The sequence below is a fragment of the Aminobacter sp. UC22_36 genome, assembly GCF_044056035.1.
Lineage (GTDB): Bacteria > Pseudomonadota > Alphaproteobacteria > Rhizobiales > Rhizobiaceae > Aminobacter.
In genome coordinates this window covers 4,829,105-4,850,964 of record NZ_CP171996.1, presented here as the reverse complement: position 1 = coordinate 4,850,964, position 21,860 = coordinate 4,829,105, and the positions used below count along the sequence as shown (strand labels likewise).

The 21,860-nt window shown below is 64.2% G+C and carries 25 protein-coding genes; 9 read left to right on the top strand and 16 right to left on the bottom strand.

Going from position 1 to position 21,860, the window contains the following annotated elements:
- The first annotated feature begins 15 nt into the window (after positions 1–15).
- Both ACHMW7_RS27240 and ACHMW7_RS27235 read left to right on the top strand, forming a co-directional pair.
- Complete coding sequence (locus ACHMW7_RS27240) at positions 16–2,739, top strand: DUF4118 domain-containing protein (protein WP_395448490.1); 2,724 nt, start codon at positions 16–18, stop codon at positions 2,737–2,739.
- Complete coding sequence (locus ACHMW7_RS27235) at positions 2,736–3,428, top strand: response regulator (protein WP_395448489.1); 693 nt, start codon at positions 2,736–2,738, stop codon at positions 3,426–3,428. Before ACHMW7_RS27240 ends, ACHMW7_RS27235 begins: the two co-directional genes overlap by 4 nt.
- Here the strand turns inward: ACHMW7_RS27235 and ACHMW7_RS27230 are convergent.
- The 3 genes from ACHMW7_RS27230 to ACHMW7_RS27220 form a co-directional block, all read right to left on the bottom strand.
- Positions 3,404–4,060, bottom strand: a complete 657-nt coding sequence (locus tag ACHMW7_RS27230; protein WP_395448488.1) for a Pr6Pr family membrane protein — start codon at positions 4,058–4,060, stop codon at positions 3,404–3,406. The genes ACHMW7_RS27235 and ACHMW7_RS27230 overlap by 25 nt on opposite strands.
- Positions 4,061–4,234: 174 nt before the next feature.
- A complete protein-coding gene (gene gyrB, locus ACHMW7_RS27225; RefSeq protein ID WP_395448487.1) occupies positions 4,235–6,679 on the bottom strand; it encodes a DNA topoisomerase (ATP-hydrolyzing) subunit B in 2,445 nt (814 codons plus the stop codon).
- 208 nt (positions 6,680–6,887) lie between these two features.
- Entirely contained in the window at positions 6,888–7,457 is a 570-nt protein-coding gene (locus ACHMW7_RS27220) for an NADPH-dependent FMN reductase (protein WP_395448486.1), read from the bottom strand.
- Between the two features lie 277 nt (positions 7,458–7,734).
- Between ACHMW7_RS27220 and ACHMW7_RS27215 the strand changes: the two genes are divergently transcribed.
- Both ACHMW7_RS27215 and ACHMW7_RS27210 read left to right on the top strand, forming a co-directional pair.
- The gene (locus ACHMW7_RS27215; RefSeq protein WP_395448485.1) at positions 7,735–9,105 is read left to right on the top strand and encodes a cytochrome P450; all 1,371 of its coding nucleotides are present in this window, start codon (positions 7,735–7,737) and stop codon (positions 9,103–9,105) included.
- A gap of 87 nt (positions 9,106–9,192) precedes the next feature.
- The gene (locus ACHMW7_RS27210) at positions 9,193–9,477 is read left to right on the top strand and encodes an acylphosphatase (protein WP_395448484.1); all 285 of its coding nucleotides are present in this window, start codon (positions 9,193–9,195) and stop codon (positions 9,475–9,477) included.
- A 42-nt stretch (positions 9,478–9,519) separates the two neighbouring features.
- Here the strand turns inward: ACHMW7_RS27210 and ACHMW7_RS27205 are convergent, their stop codons facing one another.
- From ACHMW7_RS27205 to ACHMW7_RS27190, 4 genes are all read right to left on the bottom strand, one after another.
- Positions 9,520–9,750 carry a DUF3297 family protein gene (locus ACHMW7_RS27205; RefSeq protein WP_115729434.1) on the bottom strand — a complete coding sequence of 77 codons (231 nt, stop codon included), beginning with the start codon at positions 9,748–9,750 and terminating at the stop codon, positions 9,520–9,522.
- A 132-nt stretch (positions 9,751–9,882) separates the two neighbouring features.
- Positions 9,883–10,254, bottom strand: coding sequence for a YraN family protein (locus tag ACHMW7_RS27200; RefSeq protein ID WP_395448483.1), 372 nt, complete (start codon positions 10,252–10,254; stop codon positions 9,883–9,885).
- On the bottom strand, positions 10,247–11,146 hold the full coding sequence (gene rsmI, locus ACHMW7_RS27195; protein WP_395448482.1) for a 16S rRNA (cytidine(1402)-2'-O)-methyltransferase: 900 nt from the start codon (positions 11,144–11,146) through the stop codon (positions 10,247–10,249). The genes ACHMW7_RS27200 and rsmI overlap by 8 nt, the downstream gene beginning before the upstream one ends.
- A gap of 317 nt (positions 11,147–11,463) precedes the next feature.
- On the bottom strand, positions 11,464–11,901 hold the full coding sequence (locus tag ACHMW7_RS27190; RefSeq protein WP_395448481.1) for an EamA family transporter: 438 nt from the start codon (positions 11,899–11,901) through the stop codon (positions 11,464–11,466).
- A 95-nt stretch (positions 11,902–11,996) separates the two neighbouring features.
- Here ACHMW7_RS27190 and ACHMW7_RS27185 point away from each other — a divergent pair, with 95 nt between their 5' ends.
- Entirely contained in the window at positions 11,997–12,473 is a 477-nt protein-coding gene (locus tag ACHMW7_RS27185; RefSeq protein ID WP_395448480.1) for a GNAT family N-acetyltransferase, read from the top strand.
- 125 nt (positions 12,474–12,598) lie between these two features.
- On the opposite strand, the gene ACHMW7_RS27180 is transcribed toward ACHMW7_RS27185, so the two are convergent.
- Genes ACHMW7_RS27180 through rph form a run of 5 tightly spaced genes read right to left on the bottom strand, consistent with a single transcriptional unit; the run spans position 12,599 to position 15,881 of the window.
- A complete protein-coding gene (locus ACHMW7_RS27180) occupies positions 12,599–12,919 on the bottom strand; it encodes a low molecular weight protein tyrosine phosphatase family protein (RefSeq protein WP_395448479.1) in 321 nt (106 codons plus the stop codon).
- A gap of 12 nt (positions 12,920–12,931) precedes the next feature.
- Positions 12,932–14,098, bottom strand: a complete 1,167-nt coding sequence (gene hemW, locus ACHMW7_RS27175; RefSeq protein ID WP_395448478.1) for a radical SAM family heme chaperone HemW — start codon at positions 14,096–14,098, stop codon at positions 12,932–12,934.
- Positions 14,098–14,745, bottom strand: a complete 648-nt coding sequence (rdgB, locus tag ACHMW7_RS27170; protein ID WP_395448477.1) for an RdgB/HAM1 family non-canonical purine NTP pyrophosphatase — start codon at positions 14,743–14,745, stop codon at positions 14,098–14,100. The genes hemW and rdgB overlap by 1 nt, the downstream gene beginning before the upstream one ends.
- The gene (locus ACHMW7_RS27165; protein ID WP_395448476.1) at positions 14,745–15,155 is read right to left on the bottom strand and encodes a VOC family protein; all 411 of its coding nucleotides are present in this window, start codon (positions 15,153–15,155) and stop codon (positions 14,745–14,747) included. Before ACHMW7_RS27165 ends, rdgB begins: the two co-directional genes overlap by 1 nt.
- Before the next feature lie 9 nt (positions 15,156–15,164).
- On the bottom strand, positions 15,165–15,881 hold the full coding sequence (gene rph / locus ACHMW7_RS27160) for a ribonuclease PH (RefSeq protein WP_395448475.1): 717 nt from the start codon (positions 15,879–15,881) through the stop codon (positions 15,165–15,167).
- A 149-nt stretch (positions 15,882–16,030) separates the two neighbouring features.
- Between rph and hrcA the strand changes: the two genes are divergently transcribed.
- A complete protein-coding gene (gene hrcA / locus ACHMW7_RS27155) occupies positions 16,031–17,101 on the top strand; it encodes a heat-inducible transcriptional repressor HrcA (RefSeq protein WP_395451457.1) in 1,071 nt (356 codons plus the stop codon).
- Between the two features lie 33 nt (positions 17,102–17,134).
- Here the strand turns inward: hrcA and ACHMW7_RS27150 are convergent, their stop codons facing one another.
- Positions 17,135–17,320 (bottom strand): hypothetical protein, encoded by a 186-nt coding sequence (locus ACHMW7_RS27150; RefSeq protein ID WP_395448474.1) that lies wholly within the window; start codon positions 17,318–17,320, stop codon positions 17,135–17,137.
- 320 nt (positions 17,321–17,640) lie between these two features.
- Between ACHMW7_RS27150 and ACHMW7_RS27145 the strand changes: the two genes are divergently transcribed.
- Positions 17,641–17,838, top strand: a complete 198-nt coding sequence (locus ACHMW7_RS27145) for a hypothetical protein (RefSeq protein WP_395448473.1) — start codon at positions 17,641–17,643, stop codon at positions 17,836–17,838.
- Positions 17,839–17,850: 12 nt separating this feature from the next.
- Here ACHMW7_RS27145 and ACHMW7_RS27140 read toward each other — a convergent pair whose 3' ends face one another.
- The 3 genes from ACHMW7_RS27140 to ACHMW7_RS27130 form a co-directional block, all read right to left on the bottom strand.
- Positions 17,851–18,648, bottom strand: coding sequence for a YiiX/YebB-like N1pC/P60 family cysteine hydrolase (locus ACHMW7_RS27140; protein ID WP_395448472.1), 798 nt, complete (start codon positions 18,646–18,648; stop codon positions 17,851–17,853).
- Positions 18,649–18,699: 51 nt separating this feature from the next.
- Positions 18,700–19,260 (bottom strand): CHAD domain-containing protein, encoded by a 561-nt coding sequence (locus ACHMW7_RS27135; protein WP_395448471.1) that lies wholly within the window; start codon positions 19,258–19,260, stop codon positions 18,700–18,702.
- 369 nt (positions 19,261–19,629) lie between these two features.
- Entirely contained in the window at positions 19,630–20,103 is a 474-nt protein-coding gene (locus ACHMW7_RS27130) for a CYTH domain-containing protein (protein ID WP_395448470.1), read from the bottom strand.
- A gap of 78 nt (positions 20,104–20,181) precedes the next feature.
- On the opposite strand from ACHMW7_RS27130, the gene ACHMW7_RS27125 reads away from it, so the two are divergent.
- Both ACHMW7_RS27125 and ACHMW7_RS27120 read left to right on the top strand, forming a co-directional pair.
- On the top strand, positions 20,182–20,859 hold the full coding sequence (locus ACHMW7_RS27125) for a CerR family C-terminal domain-containing protein (protein WP_395448469.1): 678 nt from the start codon (positions 20,182–20,184) through the stop codon (positions 20,857–20,859).
- Positions 20,856–21,812: an HlyD family secretion protein gene (locus tag ACHMW7_RS27120; protein ID WP_395448468.1), complete on the top strand. Its 957-nt coding sequence runs from the start codon at positions 20,856–20,858 to the stop codon at positions 21,810–21,812. The genes ACHMW7_RS27125 and ACHMW7_RS27120 overlap by 4 nt, the downstream gene beginning before the upstream one ends.
- Positions 21,813–21,860: the final 48 nt, after the last annotated feature.

The following is a 21,860-nucleotide window of genomic DNA, read 5'->3' as shown; positions in this document are numbered from 1 at the left end:
ACTGTAAGAGACTAGATGCCAGACGATATCAGGGACAAGGAAACCAGGCCTTCGCCGGACGCGCTGCTTGAGGCAGCAGCACGCGAAGGCCTCGGCCGTCTGAAGATCTTCCTCGGTGCTGCCCCCGGCGTTGGCAAGACCTATGAAATGCTGATGTCGGGCCGAGCCCGGCTCGCCGACGGCACTGATGTCGTCATCGGCGTGGTCGAGACCCATGGCCGGCGCGAAACCCAGGCGCTCGTCGAAGGCTTCGAGGTCATCCCGCGCAAGGCCGTCGACTACAAGGGCCGCACACTCGACGAGATGGATCTCGACGCCATCATCACGCGCAGGCCCGCACTGGCGCTTGTCGACGAGCTCGCCCACACCAACGCGCCGGGCAGCCGCCATCCCAAGCGTTATCTCGACGTCCAGGAGCTTCTGTCCCAGGGCATCGATGTCTACACCACGCTCAACATCCAGCATGTCGAGAGCCTCAACGACATCGTCGCCCAGATCACCCGCGTCACCGTACGCGAGACGGTGCCGGACCTGATCATCGACCGCGCCGACGACGTCGAGATCATCGACCTCACCCCCGACGACCTGATCAAGCGCCTGCACGAGGGCAAGGTCTATGTGCCGACCACGGCACGCCGGGCCATCGAGAACTACTTTTCGCCCGGCAACCTGACGGCACTGCGCGAACTCGCACTGCGCCGCACCGCCCAGCGCGTCGACGAGCAACTGCTCACCCACATGCAGGCGCACGCCATCGAGGGGCCATGGGCCGCCGGCGACCGGGTGCTTGTCGCCGTCGACGAGCACCCGCGCGGCGCTTCGCTGGTCCGTTATGCGCGACGCCAGGCCGACCGCCTGCGCTGCCCATGGGCCGCGCTCCATGTCGAGACATCGCGTTCGGCCAATCTGCCCGAGGCTGACAAGGACCGGCTCGCCGCGACCATGCGGCTGGCCGAGCAACTGGGCGGCGAGGCGATCACCATTCCCGGCCAGTCTGTGGCCGAAGACATTGTCCGCCATGCCGGCACGCACAATTTCACCCACATCGTCGTCGGCAAGCCGGTCAAGTCGCGCTGGCGCGAATATTTCGAGGGCTCGGTCACCCATGACCTGATCCGCCAGGCCGGCAACATCAGCGTCCATGTCACCTCAGGCACCGAACAGGACGCGGCGCTCGCCTCGCAGGGCGTGAAGACGGCCACCCCGCGGCGGCGCTTCGATCCCTGGCCTTATCTCACGGCAGCACTGCACGTTGTCGGTGCGCTTGTCGTCGGCATGGCGCTGCAGCAGTTCCTTGACGTCCGCAACATCGCGCTGGTCTTCCTGATGGCGGTGTTGAGTTCAGCGGTCACGCTTGGCTTGTGGCCGGCGCTGTTTGCCTCGCTGATGAGTGCCGCCGCCTACAATTTCTTCTTCCTGCCGCCGCTCTACACGCTCGACATCTCCGACCCAGAAAGCGTGGTCGCGCTGCTGTTTTTCCTCATCGTCGCGGTCATCGCCTCCAACCTGACCGGCCGCGTCCAGCGCCAGGCCGCCGCTGCCCGCGACCGCGCCCGCCTGACAGAGGACCTCTATCTCTTCTCCAAGAAGCTGGCCGGCACGGGCACGCTTGATGATGTCTTGTGGGCAACGGCCTTCCAGATCGCCTCGATGCTCAAGGTCCGCGTCGTGCTGCTCCTGCCCGAGGATGGCACCATTGCCGTCAAGGCCGGTTATCCGCCCGACGACACGCTCGTCGATGCCGACATTGCCGCCGCCAAATGGGCCTGGGAGCACAACCGCGCTGCCGGCCGCGGCGCCGACACCTTGCCTGGCGCCAAGCGGCTTTATCTGCCGCTGCGTACCGGTCGCATGGCGGTGGGTGTCGTCGGTCTCGACAATGACCGCCAGGGACCGCTTCTGACACCCGAGCAGCAGCGGCTGTTCGATGCGCTGGCCGACCAGGCGGCGGTTGCCATCGAGCGCATCCAGCTCGTCGCCGATGTCGACCGTGCCAAGCTTGCCGTCGAGGCCGACAGGTTGCGCTCGGCACTGCTGACCTCGATCTCGCATGACCTCAAGACCCCGCTCGCCAGCATCATGGGCGCGGCCGGTGCGCTGCGCGAGTTCGGCGTCTCGTTGCCCGAGGAGGGCCGGGCGGAACTGGTCTCGACGGTGCTCGACGAGTCCGAACGGCTCAATCGCTTCATCGCCAACCTGCTCGACATGACCAAGATCGAGTCGGGCGCGATGGAGCCCAATTCGGCGCTGCATTATCCTGGCGACATCGTAGGCTCAGCACTCCGCCGCGCGGCCAAGATCACCGCCCAGCACAAGACCGAAGTCGACATGCCGGCCGACCTGCCGATGCTGAAGCTTGACCCGGTGCTGTTCGAGCAGGTGCTGTTCAACCTGCTCGACAATGCCGCGAAATATGCGCCGGAAGGTTCGATGATCCGCATTCGCGGCTGGGCCGACAGGACGTCGGTGGTGATCCAGATCATGGACGAAGGCCCCGGTATTCCACAGGCGGATCTGGAGCGTATCTTCGATACGTTCTATCGCGTCCGCAAGGGCGACCATGTCCGCGCCGGTACGGGCCTTGGCCTGTCGATCTGCCGTGGTTTTGTCGAGGCGATGGGCGGCACCATCGTTGCCTCCAACCGGGCCGACCGGCCCGGCGCGGTCTTCACCATCACCATGCCGGTGCCGGCCGAGCGGCCAAATCTCGACGGACCAAACCTGGACGAAATTGCATGACCAACACGTTGGTAAAGATACTGATCGTCGATGACGAGCCGCCCATCCGCAAGCTGTTGCGTGTCGGCCTTTCGACCCAGGGCTATGCCATCTCCGAGGCGCCGGCGGCCAAGCCGGCAATGGTCATGGTCAAGGACGAGAGGCCTGATCTGATCCTGCTCGATCTCGGCCTGCCCGACATGGCCGGGCACGATCTGCTCGCCGTCTGGCGGCAGGAGGGCATGCAGACGCCCGTCATCATCCTGTCGAGCCGCACCGACGAAGCCGGTATCGTCAAGGCGCTGGAGTTGGGCGCCGACGACTATGTGTCGAAGCCGTTCGGCATGAACGAATTGGCCGCGCGTATCCGCGTGGCACTCCGCCATCGCCTCCAGGAACAGGGCGAGAAGCCGGTGTTTCAGACCGGCGAACTCTCCGTCGATCTGGTCAAGCGTATCGTCAGGCTGGGCGGTCAGGAGGTGAAGCTGTCGCCCAAGGAGTACGATATCCTGCGCGTGCTGGTGCAGCATGCCGGCAAGGTTCTGACCCACCGCTTTCTGCTCGAGCATGTCTGGGGCGGTTCGGCCGACGTGCAATATCTCCGCGTCTATGTCCGCCAGTTGCGCCAGAAGATCGAAAAGACGCCCGACGAGCCGCAATACATCACCACCGAAACCGGCGTCGGCTACAGGCTGCGCGAGGCCGACTGACCGGCGGGGCGAACCGCGCTGTTGCGCCTGCGCGCCAGCAAGTGGTCGATTGCGATCAAGGTGATGGCAACGATGATAAAGGCCGCTGTGAGCAACACGATGCTGGCCGATAGCTGTGTTGCGTTCAGCGCTTCCGGGTTGAGGAACCAGTAGGCGTACCAGCCGTCTGCGGTACCTCTGGCGAAGGCATAAACGCAATAGGCAAGCGGTGGTGCGGCCGCCCACAGCGCATCGCGCCAGCGCAGCCCGCCGTGCTCCCAGGCCAGCCAGGTCAGGAAGAACAGCACCGGCGTCGCATCATGAAGCGCATGGTCGGCGACGGCCTGCCAGCCCGTCGGCTGCCAGATCGCCCGCAGCAACACGGAATAGACCAGCCCGCCGAACACGATCGCAGCCGCCGTCACCAGTCGCGACTTTGGTGCGGCAAGTGCGCTTGCAGGGCGCAGGCTCATGGCGCTGGCAACGACCGCCACCATCAAGTTCATGATGATGGTGAAGAAACCGAAGAACCGCCACACCGCTTCGGCCACCGACGCGCCACCACCGGTCATCTCGCCGATGAGCAGGCCAAGTTGCAGGGCAAGTGCCGCCCAGGCGACAATTGCGGTGATCGAGGCGAGACCGCGCTGCATGCCAGTGTTTTCCCTTCAGAAACGGCGTCCGGTGCAAGCTGACATCAGTCGTTGATCATTGCAACGCGCGCACACGATCAGGCGCAGGCGCCGATGGAGCAGGACCCGAAAATACAATCGCCCCCTCCTCGATTATGGGGAGGGGGCGATAAAGCTAGCGCTGAATGCGCGGTTCTAGACGTCGAGATTGGCGACGCTGAGCGCGTTTTCCTGGATGAAGTCGCGGCGCGGCTCGACCTCGTCGCCCATCAGGCGCGAGAACAGCGCGTCGGCGTCGGTCGCGTCATGCACCTTGACCTGCAGCAGCGTGCGCACGTTCGGATCGAGCGTCGTTTCCCACAACTGCTCGGCGTTCATCTCGCCCAGACCCTTGTAGCGCTGCATCGTCAGGCCCTTGCGGCCCGACGCGAACACAGCGGCCAGAAGCGCCATCGGTCCGGCGATGTTTTCCGAGACGTCCTTGCGGCGCAGCACCGGCGGCTGGGCATAGAGCTCGCCCAGGCGGCCGGCATAGCGGTCGAGCGCGCGTGCATCGGCCGAGTTGATAAGCGCCATGTCGAGATGGACGCTCTCCTTGACGCTGCGCAGCGTACGTTCGAAGACGTAGCCGCCGGAGCCGTCATTGTCGGTCGAGATATGGCCGGTCCAGCCGCGCTCGATATCTTCCGAGATCAGGTCGAGGCGCTGGGCGATGGTTTCGGCCATTGCCTTGGCGCTGCCGAGATTGTTGAAGATGTCGGGGTTGAGCGCACCGGCGATTGCCGCCTGCTCGACCACTGAGCGCGAATAGCGTGTGTGCAGCCCGTCGATCAGCGTGCGCACGCCGAGCGCGTCGGTCACCGCTGCGCGCAAATCCTGGCCGGTCCGCACTTCGCCTGACGACAGCGTCAGCGACGCCTCGTCGAGGCCGACGTCGACAAGATACGCCTCGAAGGCGCTTTCGTCCTTGAGGTATTGCGAGCTCTTGCCACGCGCCACCTTGTAGAGCGGCGGCTGGGCGATATAGAGGTGCCCGCGCTCGATCAACACCGGCATCTGGCGGAAGAAGAACGTCAACAGCAGCGTACGAATGTGAGCGCCATCGACGTCGGCGTCGGTCATGATGATGATCTTGTGATAGCGCAGCTTGTCGGCGTTGAACTCGTCCTTGCCGATCGACGTGCCAAGTGCGGTGATCAGCGTGCCGATCATTTCCGATGACAGCATGCGGTCGAAGCGCGCGCGCTCGACGTTCAGGATCTTGCCGCGCAGCGGCAGGATCGCCTGGTTCTGGCGCGAGCGCCCACTTTTGGCGGAGCCACCTGCCGAGTCACCCTCGACGATGAAGATTTCGGACTTGGCGGGGTCGCGTTCCTGGCAGTCGGCGAGCTTGCCGGGCAGCGAGGTGATGTCGAGCACGCCCTTGCGGCGGGTCAGTTCGCGCGCCTTGCGTGCGGCTTCGCGTGCGGCTGCGGCTTCCACCACCTTGGCGATCAGCGTCTTGGCTTCCGCCGGGTGTTCCTCGAGCCAGGTGCCGAGCGCCTCGTTGACCAGGCTTTCGACCACCGGGCGGACTTCCGACGAAACCAGCTTGTCCTTGGTCTGCGACGAGAATTTCGGATCCGGAACCTTGACCGACAGCACCGCCGTCAGACCCTCGCGGCTGTCGTCGCCGGTGATCGAGACCTTTTCCTTCTTGGCGATGCCGGAGGTTTCGGCATAGCCGGTCACCTGGCGCGTCAGCGCGCCGCGGAAACCGGCGAGATGGGTGCCGCCGTCGCGCTGCGGGATGTTGTTGGTGAAGGCCAGCACGTTCTCGTGGTAGCTGTCATTCCACCACATCGCCACTTCGACGGTGATGCCGTCGCGTTCGGCCCGGATGGCGATCGGCGCGCTGATCAGCGGCTTCTTGGCACGGTCGAGATATTTCACGAACTCGACAAGGCCGCCGTCATAGAGCAGTTCCTGGCTCTTGATGTCGGCATGGCGCTTGTCGGAAAGCACGATGCGCACGCCCGAATTGAGGAAGGCGAGTTCGCGCAGCCGGTGCTCCAGCGTGCCATAGTCGAACTCGATCATGGTGAAGGTTTCGCTCGACGGCATGAAGGTGACTTCGGTGCCGGTCTCGTTGCCCGCATCGCCGGTTTCGCGCAGTGGCGCGTCGGCCACGCCATGGGTGAAGCTCATCTCGAAGATCTTGCCCTTGCGGCGGATTTTCAGCTTGAGGAACACCGACAGCGCGTTGACGACGGAGACGCCGACGCCGTGCAGGCCGCCCGAAACCTTGTAGGAATTCTGGTCGAACTTACCGCCGGCATGCAGCTGCGTCATGATGACCTCGGCCGCCGACACGCCCTCTTCGTGCATATCGGTCGGAATGCCGCGGCCGTTGTCGGTCACGGTCACCGAACCATCGGGGTTGAGCGACACCGTCACCAGCGTCGCGTGGCCGGCCAGCGCCTCGTCGATGGCGTTGTCGACGACCTCGTAGACCATGTGGTGCAGGCCCGAACCATCGTCGGTGTCGCCGATATACATGCCAGGGCGCTTGCGGACAGCGTCCAACCCCTTCAAAACCTTGATGGAATCTGCGCCGTACTCGGCTTCTGCGCCGGGAAGGTTCTCGGACTGGTCGCTCATGAAAAACTTTCGTCTGACTGCCGCAGGAGGACGCGGCAAAATCGGCCCCGAATCGCACGCCCGTTGGTACCCAAGATATAGGCGTTAAGTGTGGTTTTTCCAAGTTTTACGGGGCTTTTGGCTGGGGACGGGCGACGGCGTCACGAGCCCTGGCGGCAGGGCGGCGATCCGCGGTTTTTGACGGCGGATCGCTTTGGTTTCGGGCGGCTCAGCCAGCCCGCAGCGGCTTCAGTGCTTCGCTCCAGCGGAACAGCTCGTTGAGCATCGTCTTGGCGCTGTCGTCGATCAGCGCGTTCGACTTGAACTCGCCATTCTCTTGGAGATGCTGGGTGAAGGCGGGGATCGCGATCGCCTCGGGGATAGGCATGATCTTGACCGAGGTCAGCAGCAGCTTTTCCGACTGCACCGCGCGCAAGCCGGCCGAAACGCCGCCATAGCTCAGGAAACCTGCCGGCTTGTAGTTCCACTCGCGGGAGAGGTAATCGATGGCGTTCACCAGCGCCGGTGCGGCGAAGTAGTTGTATTCCGGCGTCACGAACACGAAGGCGTCGGCTGGCTTGATTGCCTCCGACCATTGCTTGGTGTGTTCGTTTTCGTACTGGCCAAGCCTGGGGTGCTTGGGTTCATCGAAGATCGGCAGGCCGAAGGCGTCGATGTCGGTGATAACGGGTTCGAATTTGCCGTGTTCGCGCGCATAGGCTTCGAGCCAGCGGGCAAAAACGGGTCCGACGCGGCCGGGGCGGGTGCTGGCCACGACGATATTGAGCTGGTGTTTCAAGATTTCAGTCCTTGGTGGCAGGTATCCAATAGTGACTGTCAGCAAATAGTCGCCGGGACCCTCCAATGGCAAGAAGGCACCTTTTGGTGACTAATGCATGGCCCCGAAAATCGTTTCCGTTTTGCGGGACGGCTCATGCCTCGTTCAAAGAGTTACAGCACCCTTTGCGCATCCTGTGGGACGCGCGCGCTGTAGGTCACATCTGGGTCACCATGCGCCTCCGCCGCATGGACGCATGGCTTCGCCACGCCTACATTCAGCCGATGAGGCACATCTGATGGACACCAGGCCGGAACCTTTCGTTCCTCCAGCACCGATACCGCGCACCAAGCCACCCTCGACGCTGGAGATGATGCGGATCGTCTACCGCAACCCGCTCGAGCTGTGGGGCGAGCCGTCCTACAACGAACCGTGGATTTTGGTGAATGGCGTTGGCGGCCCACTGGTCATTGCCAACGATCCCGGCCTCATCCGCCACGTGCTGGTCGACAACGCCAAAAACTACAAGATGGCGACCGTTCGCCAGATGATCCTCAGGCCGATCCTGCGCGACGGGCTTTTGACCGCCGAAGGCGATGTCTGGAGGCGCTCGCGCAAGGCGATGGCGCCGGTCTTCACCCCGCGCCACATCTTCGGCTTTGCCCAGCCGATGCTGGCCCGCACGCTCGACTTCGTCAAACGCTACGAAGACGTAACTGGCTCGGTCGATGTCGCCCACGACATGACCATTTTGACCTACGAAATTTTGGCTGAAACGCTGTTTTCGGGCGAAATCGCAGGCGAAGCCGGCAGTTTCGCCCACGAGATCGACCGGCTGTTCGAAACCATGGGCCGCGTCGACCCGCTCGACCTGTTGCGCGCGCCGGAGTGGCTGCCGCGCCTCACCCGGCTGCGCGGTCGCAAGACCATGGCCTATTTCCGCAAGATCGTCACCGATACGGTGGCGATGCGCAGCGAAAAACTGGCCCGCAATCCCGACGGCGCGCCTGAGGACTTCTTGACGCTGCTGCTGCGTGCCGAGGGGCCGGACGGGCTCTCCCGCCAGGAAATCGAAGACAACATCATCACCTTCATCGGCGCCGGCCACGAGACCACGGCGCGGGCACTCGGCTGGACCATCTACTGCCTCGCGGAGGCGACCTGGGAGCGCGACAGGGTCGAACAGGAGATCGATGCGGTGCTGTCGCGCGAGCCCGACCCGGTCAAATGGCTCGATGCCATGCCTTACACTCGCGCCGTCTTCGAAGAAGCGCTCAGACTTTATCCGCCGGCACCCTCGATCAACCGCGAGCCGATCGTTGAAGACGAATACAAAGGCTTCAGGATCCCGCGCAAGGCGCAGGTGCTGGTCATGCCCTGGACGGTACACCGCCACCGCAAGCTGTGGGACCGCCCCAACGCCTTCATGCCCGAGCGTTTCCATCCCGAGAACCGCGACAGGATCGACCGCTACCAGTATTTGCCGTTTGGCGCTGGCCCGCGCGTCTGCATCGGCATGAGCTTCGCCATGCAGGAGGCGATCATCGCCCTTGCCATCCTGCTTTCGCGTTTCCGCTTCGATACGACTGCGGAAACCAAGCCGTGGCCGGTGCAGAAGCTGACCACCCAGCCGCAGGGCGGCCTGCCGATGCGGGTGACCAGGCGATGAAGGTTTCCTTCTCCCCGTTTGCGAGGAGAAGGTGCCGGCAGGCGGATGAGGAGCAGCGCTTGCCCCGACCGAATCTGGAGATAGCTGATGCCAATCGACCAGAAAGCCGTCCGCCTCCACATCGCCGGCCATGTCCAGGGCGTCAGCTTTCGCGTCTGGACGCAACGCGAGGCACGCCGCCTCGGCCTGCGCGGCTGGGTCCGCAATGAGCGCGACGGTTCCGTCACCGCCCTGATATCGGGCCCGGACGAAGCGGTCGCATCGATGCTGGAAGCTTTCTGGCAGGGCCCGCCAGGCGCTGACGTCAGGAGCGTCGTGCCGGAACCGGCCGATGCGACCGGCGTCCCTGCGGGCTTCGACATTACCGGCTGAGCCAAAGGGGCTCAGCCCTGATCGCCTACGCTGCGGACTGGATCAAGGCTTCGGAAAAGCCTCGACAGTGCCCTTGAGCTTGATGGTGATCGGCTCGCCGTAGCGGTCCTTCGACTTGCCGGCCGGCACGCGGACCCAGCCTTCGCTGACGCAATACTCGCTGACGTCCTGGCGCTCTTTGCCGTTGAACAGGATGCCGACGCCCGCCTGCAGCGCCTCGGCGTTGAAAAACGGGCTGCGCGGGTCGTTGCTCAGGCGGTCGGGAAGGGACATTGCCATCTCCAGTAACTCGGGCGCCTTCGGGCGCGAACCTCTATTGCCCGCGACGCGGGCTTGCGAGGCCTGTTAAGGGCATTGGCCGCAGGCGTAAAGGCCCATCGCGTCGCACGATGCGCCGCTCCATGCTCAGCTCCGTCCCTGGAATGCATTCTCGACATGCACCGGCCAGCGCCTTGGCAGCACCGCCACCATGTCGAACCGCACCGAGAGCTTGCCGTAGTCCGGCTGCCGCGCCAGCCACAGGTCGGCGGCGCCCTCGATGCGCCGTTCCGAGCTGTAGGCGACAGCCTCCATCGCCTCGATCAGGGTCTTGCGCGCCTTGACCTCGACGATCAGCACAAGATTGCCGCGCCGGGCGATCAGGTCGATCTCGCCGAGCTTGGTCTTGTAGCGCCGGGCAACGATCCGGTAGCCCTTGAGCATCAGTGCCAATGCCGCCAGCCACTCGCCGCGATGGCCGCGGCGTTGAGCGTACTGGCGGGCGGGGCGGTCAGTCATCCGTCCCTTCGCGCAGTTCCAGCAGGCGGCGGTAAAGTGCTGGCTTCTGCCCGCCGGTCATCCGCGCCGCTTCCGCTGCCGCCTTCGACGCCGGCATCTCCTTGGCCAGTGACAACAGCAGCTTGTCGACATCGTCGGCTGTCTCTGTCCGCTCTTCAGGTGGGGCGACGCAGATGACGACCTCGCCCTTGGGCGTGTCGGCTTCGGCATAGTGCGTGGCCAGTTCAGCCAGGGTGCCGGTGCGGATTTCTTCGAAGGTCTTGGTCAGTTCGCGCCCGATCGCCGCCTGGCGCGGGCCGAGCACGTCGGCCATGGCACCGAGCGTGTCGGCCAGCCGGCGCGGCGATTCAAAGAAGATCAGCGTGCCCGGCACGGCCTTGACCTCTTCGAGCCGCGTCCGCTTCTGCCCGTCCTTGACCGGCAGGAAACCGGCGAAGAAAAACGCATCCGACGGCAGGCCCGAGGCGGTCAGTGCGGCAAGCACCGCCGAAGCACCGGGGATCGGCACGACACGGATGCCGCGTTCCTGTGCCTGCCCTACGAGGCGGAAGCCTGGGTCCGAGACCAGCGGCGTGCCGGCATCGGAGACCAGCGCTACGCTGCGGCCGTTCTCCAGCGCTTCGATCAGCCGTGGCCCGGCTTCGCTGGCATTGTGCTCGTGATAGGCGGTCGGGCGCTGGCGGATGCCGTAGCGGTCGAGCAAAACGCGCGTCACCCGCGTGTCCTCGCAGGCGACGTGGTCGGCCCCGGCCAGCGTTTCGAGCGCGCGCAGCGTGATGTCGCCAAGATTGCCGATCGGCGTCGCCACCAGATACAGCGCCGGCACAAGCGGCCGCGCAGCGATCTCGGTCTGGCCGATGACATAGACCCGCTTGTTTTCGTTGTTCTGCACGCCGCCTCGCTTCTAGAGCATGATCCCGAAAAGTGGGAACCGGTTTTCGGATAAGATCATGCTCCAACAAGAAAATAGAGCCCCATTCCGCTTCAAGCGGAATGGCAAGGCTCTAGCCCCTAATTGGCATGGCCCGGCCTGGCTTGCAAAAGGATGTGATCGTTTTCGCCATGGCTTTGCCACAGTGCGGGAAACAAATCGCCGCCGCGGATCGGAACGAGAGCGATTCGTGAACAGAGGCAATCGTACAGGCCATGCCCCATCGTTTCGACGCCTTCATCTCCCGCCTTGACGCCGCCACCAAAGCGGCCCCACCGTCACGACCTGGTGGCGACCAGAACCGCCCCCGCCGCGATCAGCGCGACGCCGAGCCAGTTCGCCGTGCTAAGTCGCTCGCCAAGGAAAATGACGCCAAACACCGCGACAAGAACGACGCTTAGCTTGTCGATTGGCGCCACCTGCGCCGCATTTCCGAGCTTCAGCGCGCGGAAGTAGCACAGCCACGACGCGCCCGTGGCCAGCCCCGAAAGCACCAGGAACAGATAGGTCTTGCGCGAAATTTCGGCGAGCGGCTGGAATTGCCCTGTTGCGGCGATGATCGCGCCAAGCACAAGCAAGATGACAACAGTCCTGATCAGCGTGGCGAAGTCGGAATTGATGTTTTCGATGCCGACCTTGGCGAAGATCGCCGTCAGCGCCGCGAATGTGGCCGAGAGGATGGCCCAGAATTGCCAGGATTCTGCGGCTGAATTCATGTTGGCTCCCTGAAATGAAACTGTTGGCCAATGGATAGTCGGTTGCTCGCCTAGTACCACTCGCCAATCTTTGAAGTTTGGAATTGGCAGCAAGCATGATGACGAACGCCCAGCATTATTCCATCTCCGATCTGCGCGACAGGCCGGAATTCGCGGCCGACGTCGCCGATCGTATCTGGAACGCATGGTGGCGCGACGACGGCCACCAGCTCGACTTCATCCAGGGTTTGGTGGACGAGAACTTTTCCTCGACAGGGCTGCCCATGGCGCTCGTCGCCCATGAAGGCGACACCTTCTTGGGCACCGCCCACTTGATCGACAGCGATCTTGAATCGCGCCCGCAATACTCGCCGTGGGTAGCCGCGTTGTGGGTCGACGAAGCCGCACGCAAGTCAGGCGTCGGCACCGCACTTGCGCGAGCAGGGGCCGAGGCCGCGTTCAAGCAGGGTTTCGAGACCGTCTATCTCTGCGCCAAGCCACGCCTGACTGCCTACTACGAAGGCATGGGCTGGCAGAAGATCGAGGAAGATGTCGAAGGGACCAACGTGTTTTCGATGCAACGAAGGGCCTGAAACAGACTCGGCCGTCGCCCCGGGTCTCAAGTCGTTACGCGATCTTTCTTGCGGCTCGCGTCGTTTGCCGCGGCCTTGGCGGGCGAACCAATACGTTGAGCGGCTACCCGGACGTCGAGGAGATATCAGCGTAGGTGCTTCGGGACCCGTTCTTCCAGCAGCGCGATCAGTGCCGGGTCCATGAAGGCGTAGTTGTCGGGGATGTCGAGGCAGACGACACGGGCCGAGAGTGCCTTGGCGAACTTCTTCTGCAGCTTTACGCGGTGGGCCTTCTCCATCACGAAGATGATGTCGGCCCAGGCCACCAGTTCCGCCGTCAGCGGGTTCTCTGCGTCGTGGTTGGTGCCGGCGGAATCGACCTCGATGTCGCGACGGGCGGCAAACACCTGTTCGGCGGTCGGGCTGCGCAACTTGTTCTGGCTGCAGACGAAGAGCACGTTCTTCACCGCAGCTTCCGCCTAGCGCGCCAGATCGGCGACGACGGCATCGAGCACGATCATGCCTTCTGCTGTGGCGCGCAGGCGTGAGTTGCCGATCGGCGCCACCAGCCCTTCGCCCTGCAGGATCGACAGCCGCGCCGACGACAGCGACTTGCCGGAAAGCTGCTCGTAGCGGGCGAGGTCGATGCCCTCGACGAGCCTCAGGCCCATCAACAGGAACTCGTCGGCCTCTTCCGAACGGTTCAGCGTCTCGCCGCCGGTGATGCCGTGGCCGCGCTCCTCGACCAACTCGGCCCAGCGCTCGGGCAGCTTCTCGGCGATGGTGACGATGCGCGTGCCATCTTCGAGAAAACGGCCGTGCGCGCCGGGGCCAACGCCGACATACTCGCCGTAACGCCAGTAGGTCAAATTGTGCCGGCTTTCGGCGCCAGGCCTGGCGTGGTTGGAAATCTCGTAGGCCGGCAGCCCGTGGGCCGCCGTGACCTCTTGCGTAATCGAATATAGTTCAGCGGCGTGCTCGCCGTCGGGGATCTCGAATTTGCCGGCATTGTAGAGCTGGAAGAAGCGGGTGCCTTCCTCGATGGTCAGCTGGTACAGCGACAGATGGTCGACGGCATAGCCGATCGCCTGTTCAAGCTCGGCGGCCCAGGCGTCGGGCTTCTGGCTGGGGCGGGCATAGATCAGGTCGAACGACAGGCGCGGGAAGATCTCGCGCGCAAGGCCGATGGCATGCAGTGCTTCGGGAACATTGTGCAGCCGGCCGAGAAAGCGCAGGTCGGCATCGTTCAGCGCCTGTACGCCCAGCGACACGCGGTTGACGCCCGCCGCGCGATAGCCGCGGAAGCGTTCGGCCTCGACCGACGAGGGGTTCGCCTCCAGCGTGATCTCGGCATTGGCCGCAATCGTCCAATTGGCGGCGATGGCATCGAGCACGGCGCCCACAGTCTCTGGCCGCATCAGCGAGGGCGTGCCGCCGCCGAGGAACACGCTCGTCACCTCGCGCGGACCGGTGCGTGCGCGCATCGTCGCCAGTTCGGTGGCGAAGGCGCGGGCAAAACGCTCCTGGTCCACCGGCTGGTGGCGGACATGGCTGTTGAAGTCGCAGTAAGGGCATTTGGCCGCGCAAAACGGCCAGTGCACATAGACGCCGAAGCCGGGGTCGCGGCTGAGCGACGTAACCCCCATCAAGCCGAACCGAGCATGGCGCGGGCGAACTTCTGGAACGCACGCGCCCGGTGCGACAGCGCGTCGGCCTGGCCGGGCTTCCAGCCGTGCTTTTCCTCAGCACTCATCTCGCCGAAGGTCTTGTCGAACCCTTCAGGCAAAAACACCGGGTCGTAACCAAAGCCCTTTTCGCCGCGTGGTGGCCACACCAGATTGCCTTCGGCTTCGCCGCGGAAATATTCGGCATGCCCGTCAGGCCAGGCCAGGCAGATGACGGCAACGAAACGGCCGGTGCGCTGGTCGCTGGCCTTGGCGCCGCGCTCCTGCATGGCGTCTTCGGTGCGCTGCATCGCCATGGCGAAGTCGCGGGTGCCGTCCGGCCTTTCGGCCCAGTTGGCGGTGTAGACGCCAGGTGCGCCGTCGAGCACGTCGACCACCAGCCCGGAATCGTCCGACATCGCCGGCAGCCCGGTCGCGGTCGCGGCGGCCAGCGCCTTGATGTAGGCGTTTTCCTCGAAGGTCGTGCCGGTCTCGTCGGGTTCGGGCAGGCCGTATTCCTTGGCCGACTTGGCGCCGATGCCGAATGGTGCCATCAGGTCGGCGAATTCGCGCAGCTTGCCGGCATTGTGGCTGGCGATCACGATCTCGTTGTCGGCAAGCTTGCGCATCAAAGACCCCATAGTTTCGGCTCGGCGATTTCAAGCGAGTTGCCCGAGGGATCGCGAAAATAGATGGAACGACCGCCATTTGGCCATTCGAAATCGGCTTCGATGGCGATGCCTTCGCCTTCGAGCCGCCTCTTCCATTGCTCGACTCCCTCAGCCGTCGCGGCAAAGCACAGATGCCCCTGACCCGTTGTGCCATGCGGTGGCACGGGCAGCCTGGCATCGGGCTTCGGCGGCTGCAGTGTCGCTTCCGCGTAAAACAACAACAGCACGCCCTGGCCGCAGCGGAAGAACACATGCCGCCCTGGCACCTTGGCGATCCGCTCCAGCCCTATCACCTCACCATAGAACGCCTCTGCGGCGTCGAGGTTGGTGACGTAGAGCGCGGATTCAAGGATCGCCGAGGGCCGCATGGCGAAGCCTCAGCCCACCGCCATCTTCTGCAGGTCGACCAGCCGGGTGATGCCCTTGCGGGCGAGGCCCATCAGCTGCAGGAACTCTTCTTCCGAGAACGGGGTGCCTTCGGCGGTGCCCTGAATCTCGACGATGCCGCCCTTGCCGGTCATGACAAAATTGGCGTCGGTGCCGGCCGAGGAATCCTCGAGATAGTCGAGGTCGATCACCGGCTGGCCGTCATGGATGCCGCACGAAATTGCCGCGACATGATCCTTCAGCACCTTGTCGACGCTGACCATCTGGCGTGTCTCCATCCAGCGCAGGCAGTCGTAAAGCGCGATCCAGGCGCCGGTGATCGAGGCCGTGCGGGTACCGCCATCGGCCTGGATCACGTCGCAGTCGACGGTGATCTGGCGTTCGCCGAGCGCGCCCATGTCGACGACGGCGCGCAAGCTGCGGCCTATCAGGCGCTGGATTTCCAGCGTGCGGCCGCCCTGCTTGCCCGAAGAGGCCTCGCGGCGCATGCGTTCGCCGGTCGAGCGCGGCAGCATGCCGTATTCGGCTGTCACCCAGCCCTTGCCGGAATTGCGCATCCAGCCCGGCACCTTTTCTTCCAGGCTCGCCGTGCACAGGACATGGGTGTCGCCGAACTTCACCAGGCAGGAACCTTCAGCGTGCTTGGACACGTTGCGCTCGAAGGAGATGGCGCGCATTTCGTCGAATTGGCGTTTGGAGGGGCGCATACGGCTACTTTCTATAGCGAAATCGGAAATTGTTGCCGGCTTGTAGCTCCATGGCAGGACCAGCGCAAAGGAAAACCGGTTCCGCTGCAGCAGCAGTTGTGTTCGCGCTGTGGGGGTCTATATCATTTTGGACGGAGACCATGAAGCAGATGACCAAAGCGGTACCCGATCCCACGCTACAATCGCTCGACATGCGTTCGCGCGACATCTTCCGGCGCATCGTCGATTCTTATCTGCGCGACGGCGAGCCTGTGGGGTCGCGCAACCTGTCGCGCATGCTGCCCTCGTCGCTGTCGCCGGCGACCGTGCGCAACGTCATGAGCGATCTCGAGCAACTCGGGCTCGTCTACGCCCCGCACATTTCCGCCGGCCGCCTGCCGACGCAGAAGGGCCTGCGTTTCTTCGTCGATGCCTTCATGGAACTCGGCGATCTCTCGGACGATGAGCGCCGCGTGATCGAGGCTCAGGTCAAGGCTTCGGGCGAGGGCGCCACGCTGGAGCACATGCTGACCGAGGCGAGCCAGATGCTGTCGGGCATGTCGCGTGGCGCGGGCCTCGTGCTCGCCGCCAAGAACGAGGTCGCGCTCAAGCACATCGAGTTCATCCAGCTCGAACCGACCAAGGCGCTCGCCGTGCTGGTGTCGCAGAACGGCGATGTCGAAAACCGCGTCGTCGAGCTGCCGATTGGCGTCACCGTCTCCCAATTGCATGAGGCGTCCAACTTCCTCAACGCCCATATCCGTGGCCGCACTTTGGCCGAGGCCCGGATCGAGATCGCCCGCATCAAGGACGAGACCAAGGCAGCCCTCGACACGCTGTCACAGGATCTTGTCGAAAAGGGCCTCGCCGTCTGGGCCGGCGCCGAAAGCGGGCTGCCGTCGCGGCTGATCGTGCGTGGCCGCGCCAATCTGCTCGAAAACGTCACCGCCCAGGCCGACATCGAACTGCTCAAGCACCTGTTCGAGGACATGGAAACCCAGGACGGGTTGATCCAGCTTCTCGACCTCGCCGAGGAGGGCTCGGGCGTGCGCATCTTCATCGGTTCGGAAAACCGGCTGTTTTCGCTCTCCGGCTCGTCGCTGGTCGTTGCGCCCTATCGCGACAAGGATGCCCGCGTCGTCGGCGCGCTCGGCGTCATCGGCCCGACGCGGCTCAACTATGCCCGCATCGTGCCGATGGTCGACTATACGGCGCAGCTGATCTCGCGCATGCTGCGCTGAGTTGTGCGCCATCAGTTGGCGCACACTATCCTTCTACGGTCTGGGATATTCGAGCTGCTGCCGGACAAAGTCAGCGGTCGGCTGGCCATAGCGGTGCGAAATTTCCTCCAGCGTGGCGTCGAGCGCCGCGTTGCCCTGCAATTCGTTCGGCGCAAGAATTTGTCGGCCAGCGCGCGGCTTGTCGGCTGCAAGGCGCGGACCATGGCGGGAATTGGCCACCTTTACGCGAACTCGTGGCGACGGCTTGCGATCAATAGGTTCGTGACCAGGCATCCGCCGTCAGGGCGAACGCGATCTCGTCGAAGCCGGCATCTCGAAGGCCGCTTGGGCATGTCGCCGAGCGGACCCGGCTTTGGCAGCCTCGCTTCCTTGCACCGCGCCTTCCTGAGGCAGGTTGGCATCACGCCGGCAAACTATCGCCAGCGTTTTGGCGGCTTGGCCTGATTTGGTTCAGTCATGACCATCTGCCGATGTCGACTGTACGGCGCGGCTGATTTCGCGCATGCTGAGGCAAGTTGAAAACCACGGAGGACCGGACCATGGCGCTCGAACAGATCAAGGCCCAGATAGCGGTCCTGCTCCAGGAGATGGTCAACCAGCCCGAGGATTCCCACGAACTGCAGGAGCAACTGCGCGAGAAGCTGAGCGAGTTGCGCGCGCAAGGCTTGCCGCTGCCCAAGGACCTCGTCGATCTGGAAAAGCGCCTCGACGACGACTTCTCCAAACAGGACGAATGAGCTTGTGGGCGATCACGCGCCGTTGCCAGCCTGCTTCTGCTCTCCCCATGTCACTTGCCTGTAGTCGAAGCCATATTCCAGCGTCGGCTTGACGATGCGAAAATAGGGCGACAGGTCGAAGTCGCGCGGCGTGTACAGCGAGTGGTGGCGGATGTGCATGATCTCTTGGCGCATATAGGTCGATTGCGCCGAGGCACGGCCGGGCGCGCGCGTGATCTCGGGCAGGATCGGATAGCGGATCTGGTCATAGGCTTCGGCGATCATCGTCGAGCAGATGGCACGCGTCGGGTCGCCCGAGCCGAAGGCCAGCATGCGGCGGCGCCAGCGTACCGGCACCGGTGGCCGCGGGATGAAAAAGCGCAGCATGTCGGTGATGTTCTTGAGGTCGTATTTCAGGCCGAGCCGCTCGACCATGAACCTGACGACATGGTCGCGATCCTCTGGAGACAGGCCGTTGGCCCGGCAGATGCGGGTATTGTAGGTGCGGTACTTCGACAGCGGCACGGCAACGCAGCCTTCGCCGAGATTGACCTCGATCAGCCGCGGCCGTTCCGAGCCGTCTGCGGGCTCCGGCAGCGCATCGCCGATGTAAAGTGCCGAATGCGACCAGGTCGACTGGGTCAGGTACTTGATGACGGCCGAAATCCGCTGGTTGCCTTCGATCAGCAGGATGTCGCCGGGTTCCAGCGTACGGCGCAGCGTGTCCGGATCGGATGGCGTGTAGGGCTCGTAGCCTGAGGATTCGACCTGCAGCCGGGAGGCGAGCCAGCGGCCGAGGCGATCGAGCAAGGTGTCGGTCTTTTGCGTCATGACGCACAGGACGTAACATGAGGCGGGCCGGCGATGCCAGCGCTGCGGATGCTAGTCGGCTTCAGTATCCGCCATGCTTTCGCTGAGGTCGTCGCGGACGTTCTTCGCCAGCTTGCGCACCGTGCGCTTGGGCTTTTCCTCGAACAGTTCGGCGGCGTCCGCAAGGCACAGCTTGCGCAAGGCCCTTTCCGAACGTTTGAGCAACTTCACCAGATGTTTCGGCTCCGGCACGTCGAACGGCGCTTCGCCGGCCTCGATCAGCCTGCGCATGACGAACACGTCGTGCAACTCGCCCAGGCTTTCGCCAAGCGCCTCGACACGTTCGCGGCGCGGCTTGACCGGCGCCGGCCAGAGTTTGCGCAGCAGCGACAGGTGGGCGGCATGCCGCTTCACCGCCTTGCGCAGGTCGTGGAAATCGTCGGCTTCGCCGCGCTCGCGCGACTGCTGCAACGCCTTGCGTGCCCGCCGCAATGTCGCCAGCGCGCCATCGGCCAAAACGTCGGCGGCGTTCTCGGGCAGGTCGGGAAGGGAGAGTGCCTGCAGCGCTGCGAATCCCGCCTGGCATTCGGCGACGGCATCGTCGAGCACCGCGCCAAGCCCCCGCCTCGCCATAAGCACTTTGCGCGCGATGGCGCACCAGCCTGGCGCGGATCGCTGCCAGCCCGGCAGCGTTTGCGTCCTCGGCGAAATCTTCGGCCAGCCGGTCGATGGTCTCGATCAGCGCGGTCGCCTGGCGCGGGCCGGCGATCGATAGCGAGATGGCGCGATAGCGGTCGTTCTCGGCGCGGCACAGGGCCTCGTCGCCCGGTCGGACGAGATGCAGCAGCGCGCGCAGCGCCTTGAGACGCTTGCGGGCGTTGTGCAGGGCCTTTTCGGGATTGTCGCGGGCGGTGTTCAGATAGGCGGCGATCTTTTCGATCTCTTCGCCGGCAATACGACGAACCTCGCCGGTAAGCGCCAGGCGCGGATCGATGCGAAAGCTCATGCAACAGCCTCCGGGACGTCGCTGAGGGCAAGCGACGCATTGTAGTAGCGCGGATCGCTGGTGACCTCCCGGCCGATCCATGCTGGCAGTTCCGAAGCCGGGACATCTTCCGGCGTCTCGAGCTCTGCGATGACCAGCCCCCTCAATTCGCCGCCGAACACATCGATCTCATAGAGACGGCCACGATGGCTAACATGATGACGTGTCTTCTCGATGACACGGCCGATGGCGAAATCCATCATCTCCTCGGCCTCGGCGAGGGGCACCGCATATTCGAATTCGTCGCGCTCGCGGCCCCTGGAGCCGAATTTCAGCGTCAGCGTCGCCAACTCGCCATCCGAAATGCGAAGCCGCACGGACCTGCCGGTGTTCGATGCGAGATAGAACTGCCGGATGCGGATCCTGTCTTCGACAAGGCTCCGCCACTCCTGTCCGTTCACCAGGAACTTGCGCTCGATTTCCTTCGCCATCGCGCCAATAAAGCGCGGCCCGGCAGGCGGCGCAACATTTCATTTGACTTTAATCAATCGATTGATTAAATACGCTGCATGAGCAAGACACAGACCCCACAAACAAATTCCGCAGCCGACGCCACCCGGATGGCCTTGGTGATGGCAGCACTCCAGCTGTTCGGCCGCCAGGGCTTCGACGGCACCTCGACCCGCGAGATCGCGGCTCAGGCCAATGCCAACATCGGCTCCATCGCCTATCACTTCGGCGGCAAGGAAGGGCTCCGGCTCGCCGCCGCCGATTACATCGTCGAGACGATCCGGACCATTGTCGCCCAGGCCTTCGGCGGTGCCGCACAGATCCAGCGGGTGACATCAGAACAGGCCGAAGCACAGATCGACGCAACGGTCGAGCGCATGGTTGGCTTCATGGTCGCTCGTCCCGAAGCCGGCGAGATCGTGCAGTTCGTGCTGCGCGAGCTGTCGACGCCGACCGACGCGCTCGACCGCATCTACACCGGCGTCTTCGAGCCGGTGCATCGCCGGCTGTGCCAGCTTTGGGCCGCGGCCACCGGCGAAGAGGCGGAGAGTGAAAAGACCCGCATCAGCGTGTTTATGATGATCGGCCAGGTCGTCTACTTCCGCATTGCCCGCGCCGCCGTCATGCGGCGCATGGACTGGGCCGACATCGGTCCCGCCGAGGCCGCCAAGGTCATCGGTGTCGCCAAGGAAAACGTCGCGGCCATCATCGCCGCGCGAAAGGCAGGAAAGAAATGAGCATCCTTTGTTCGATTCCCTTTGCGGCGTCCTTGTTTTCGGCCTGCGCCGCCCCGGCGCCGCTCGCTGTCGGTTATGTCGAGGGCGACTATGTCCAACTTGCGCCGATCGAAGTGGCGCAGGTTGAAACCGTATCCGTGCGCCGCGGCGATCGTGTCGAAGCCGGCAAGCCGATTGTCACGCTTGAAAGCGGCGACGCCAGGATCGCAGTGACCCAGGCCGAGGCCGCCCTTGCCCAGGCCGAGGCGCAACTGGCCGATCTCAAGGTCGGCAAGCGCCCGGAAGAGATCGCAGCCCTTGAGGCAACGGTGCGCTCGGCCAAGGCCCAGTCGGACGAGGCGAGCCGCGTCCTGGTGCGGACGCAAGACCTGTTCAGGCGCGGCATCGCCACCCAGGCGCAGATGGATGAGGCAAAGACGCAGGTCGAGGTCTCGCAGGCGGCGATCGGCCTTGCCGAAGCCAACCTTGACGTTGCCGGCCTGCCGGCGCGTGAAGACGCGATCAAGGCCGCCGACAAGCAGGTCGAGCAGGCGCGATCCGCACTCGGCCAGGCCCAGTGGCGGCTGTCCAAGCGCACACTGACAGCACCTGCGGCCGGCCGCATCGACGATGTCATCCGCAATGCCGGTGACACCGCCGGCCCGTCGTCGCCGGTGCTGTCGGTGCTGCCGGACGGTGCGGTCAAGCTGACGCTGTTCATCCCCGAAAAGGCCTTTTCCTCGGTCAGGGTCGGCACCCGTCTTGCCGTGCGCTGCGACGGCTGCGCCGATGGGCTGACAGCCAAGGTCAGCTACGTCTCGCCCGACCCGGAATTCACCCCGCCGGTCATCTATTCGCTCGAGAACCGGCAGAAGCTCGTCTACCTCGTCGAGGCCCGCCCCGAAGATGCCAACTCGGCGCTGCAGCCGGGCCAGATCGTCGATGTGGCACTGCAGAAGGGAGCAGGGGAGTAAGGCAGTAGGGCAATGTCAGGTGCGTTGCTGCCCTGCCCTATTGCCCCA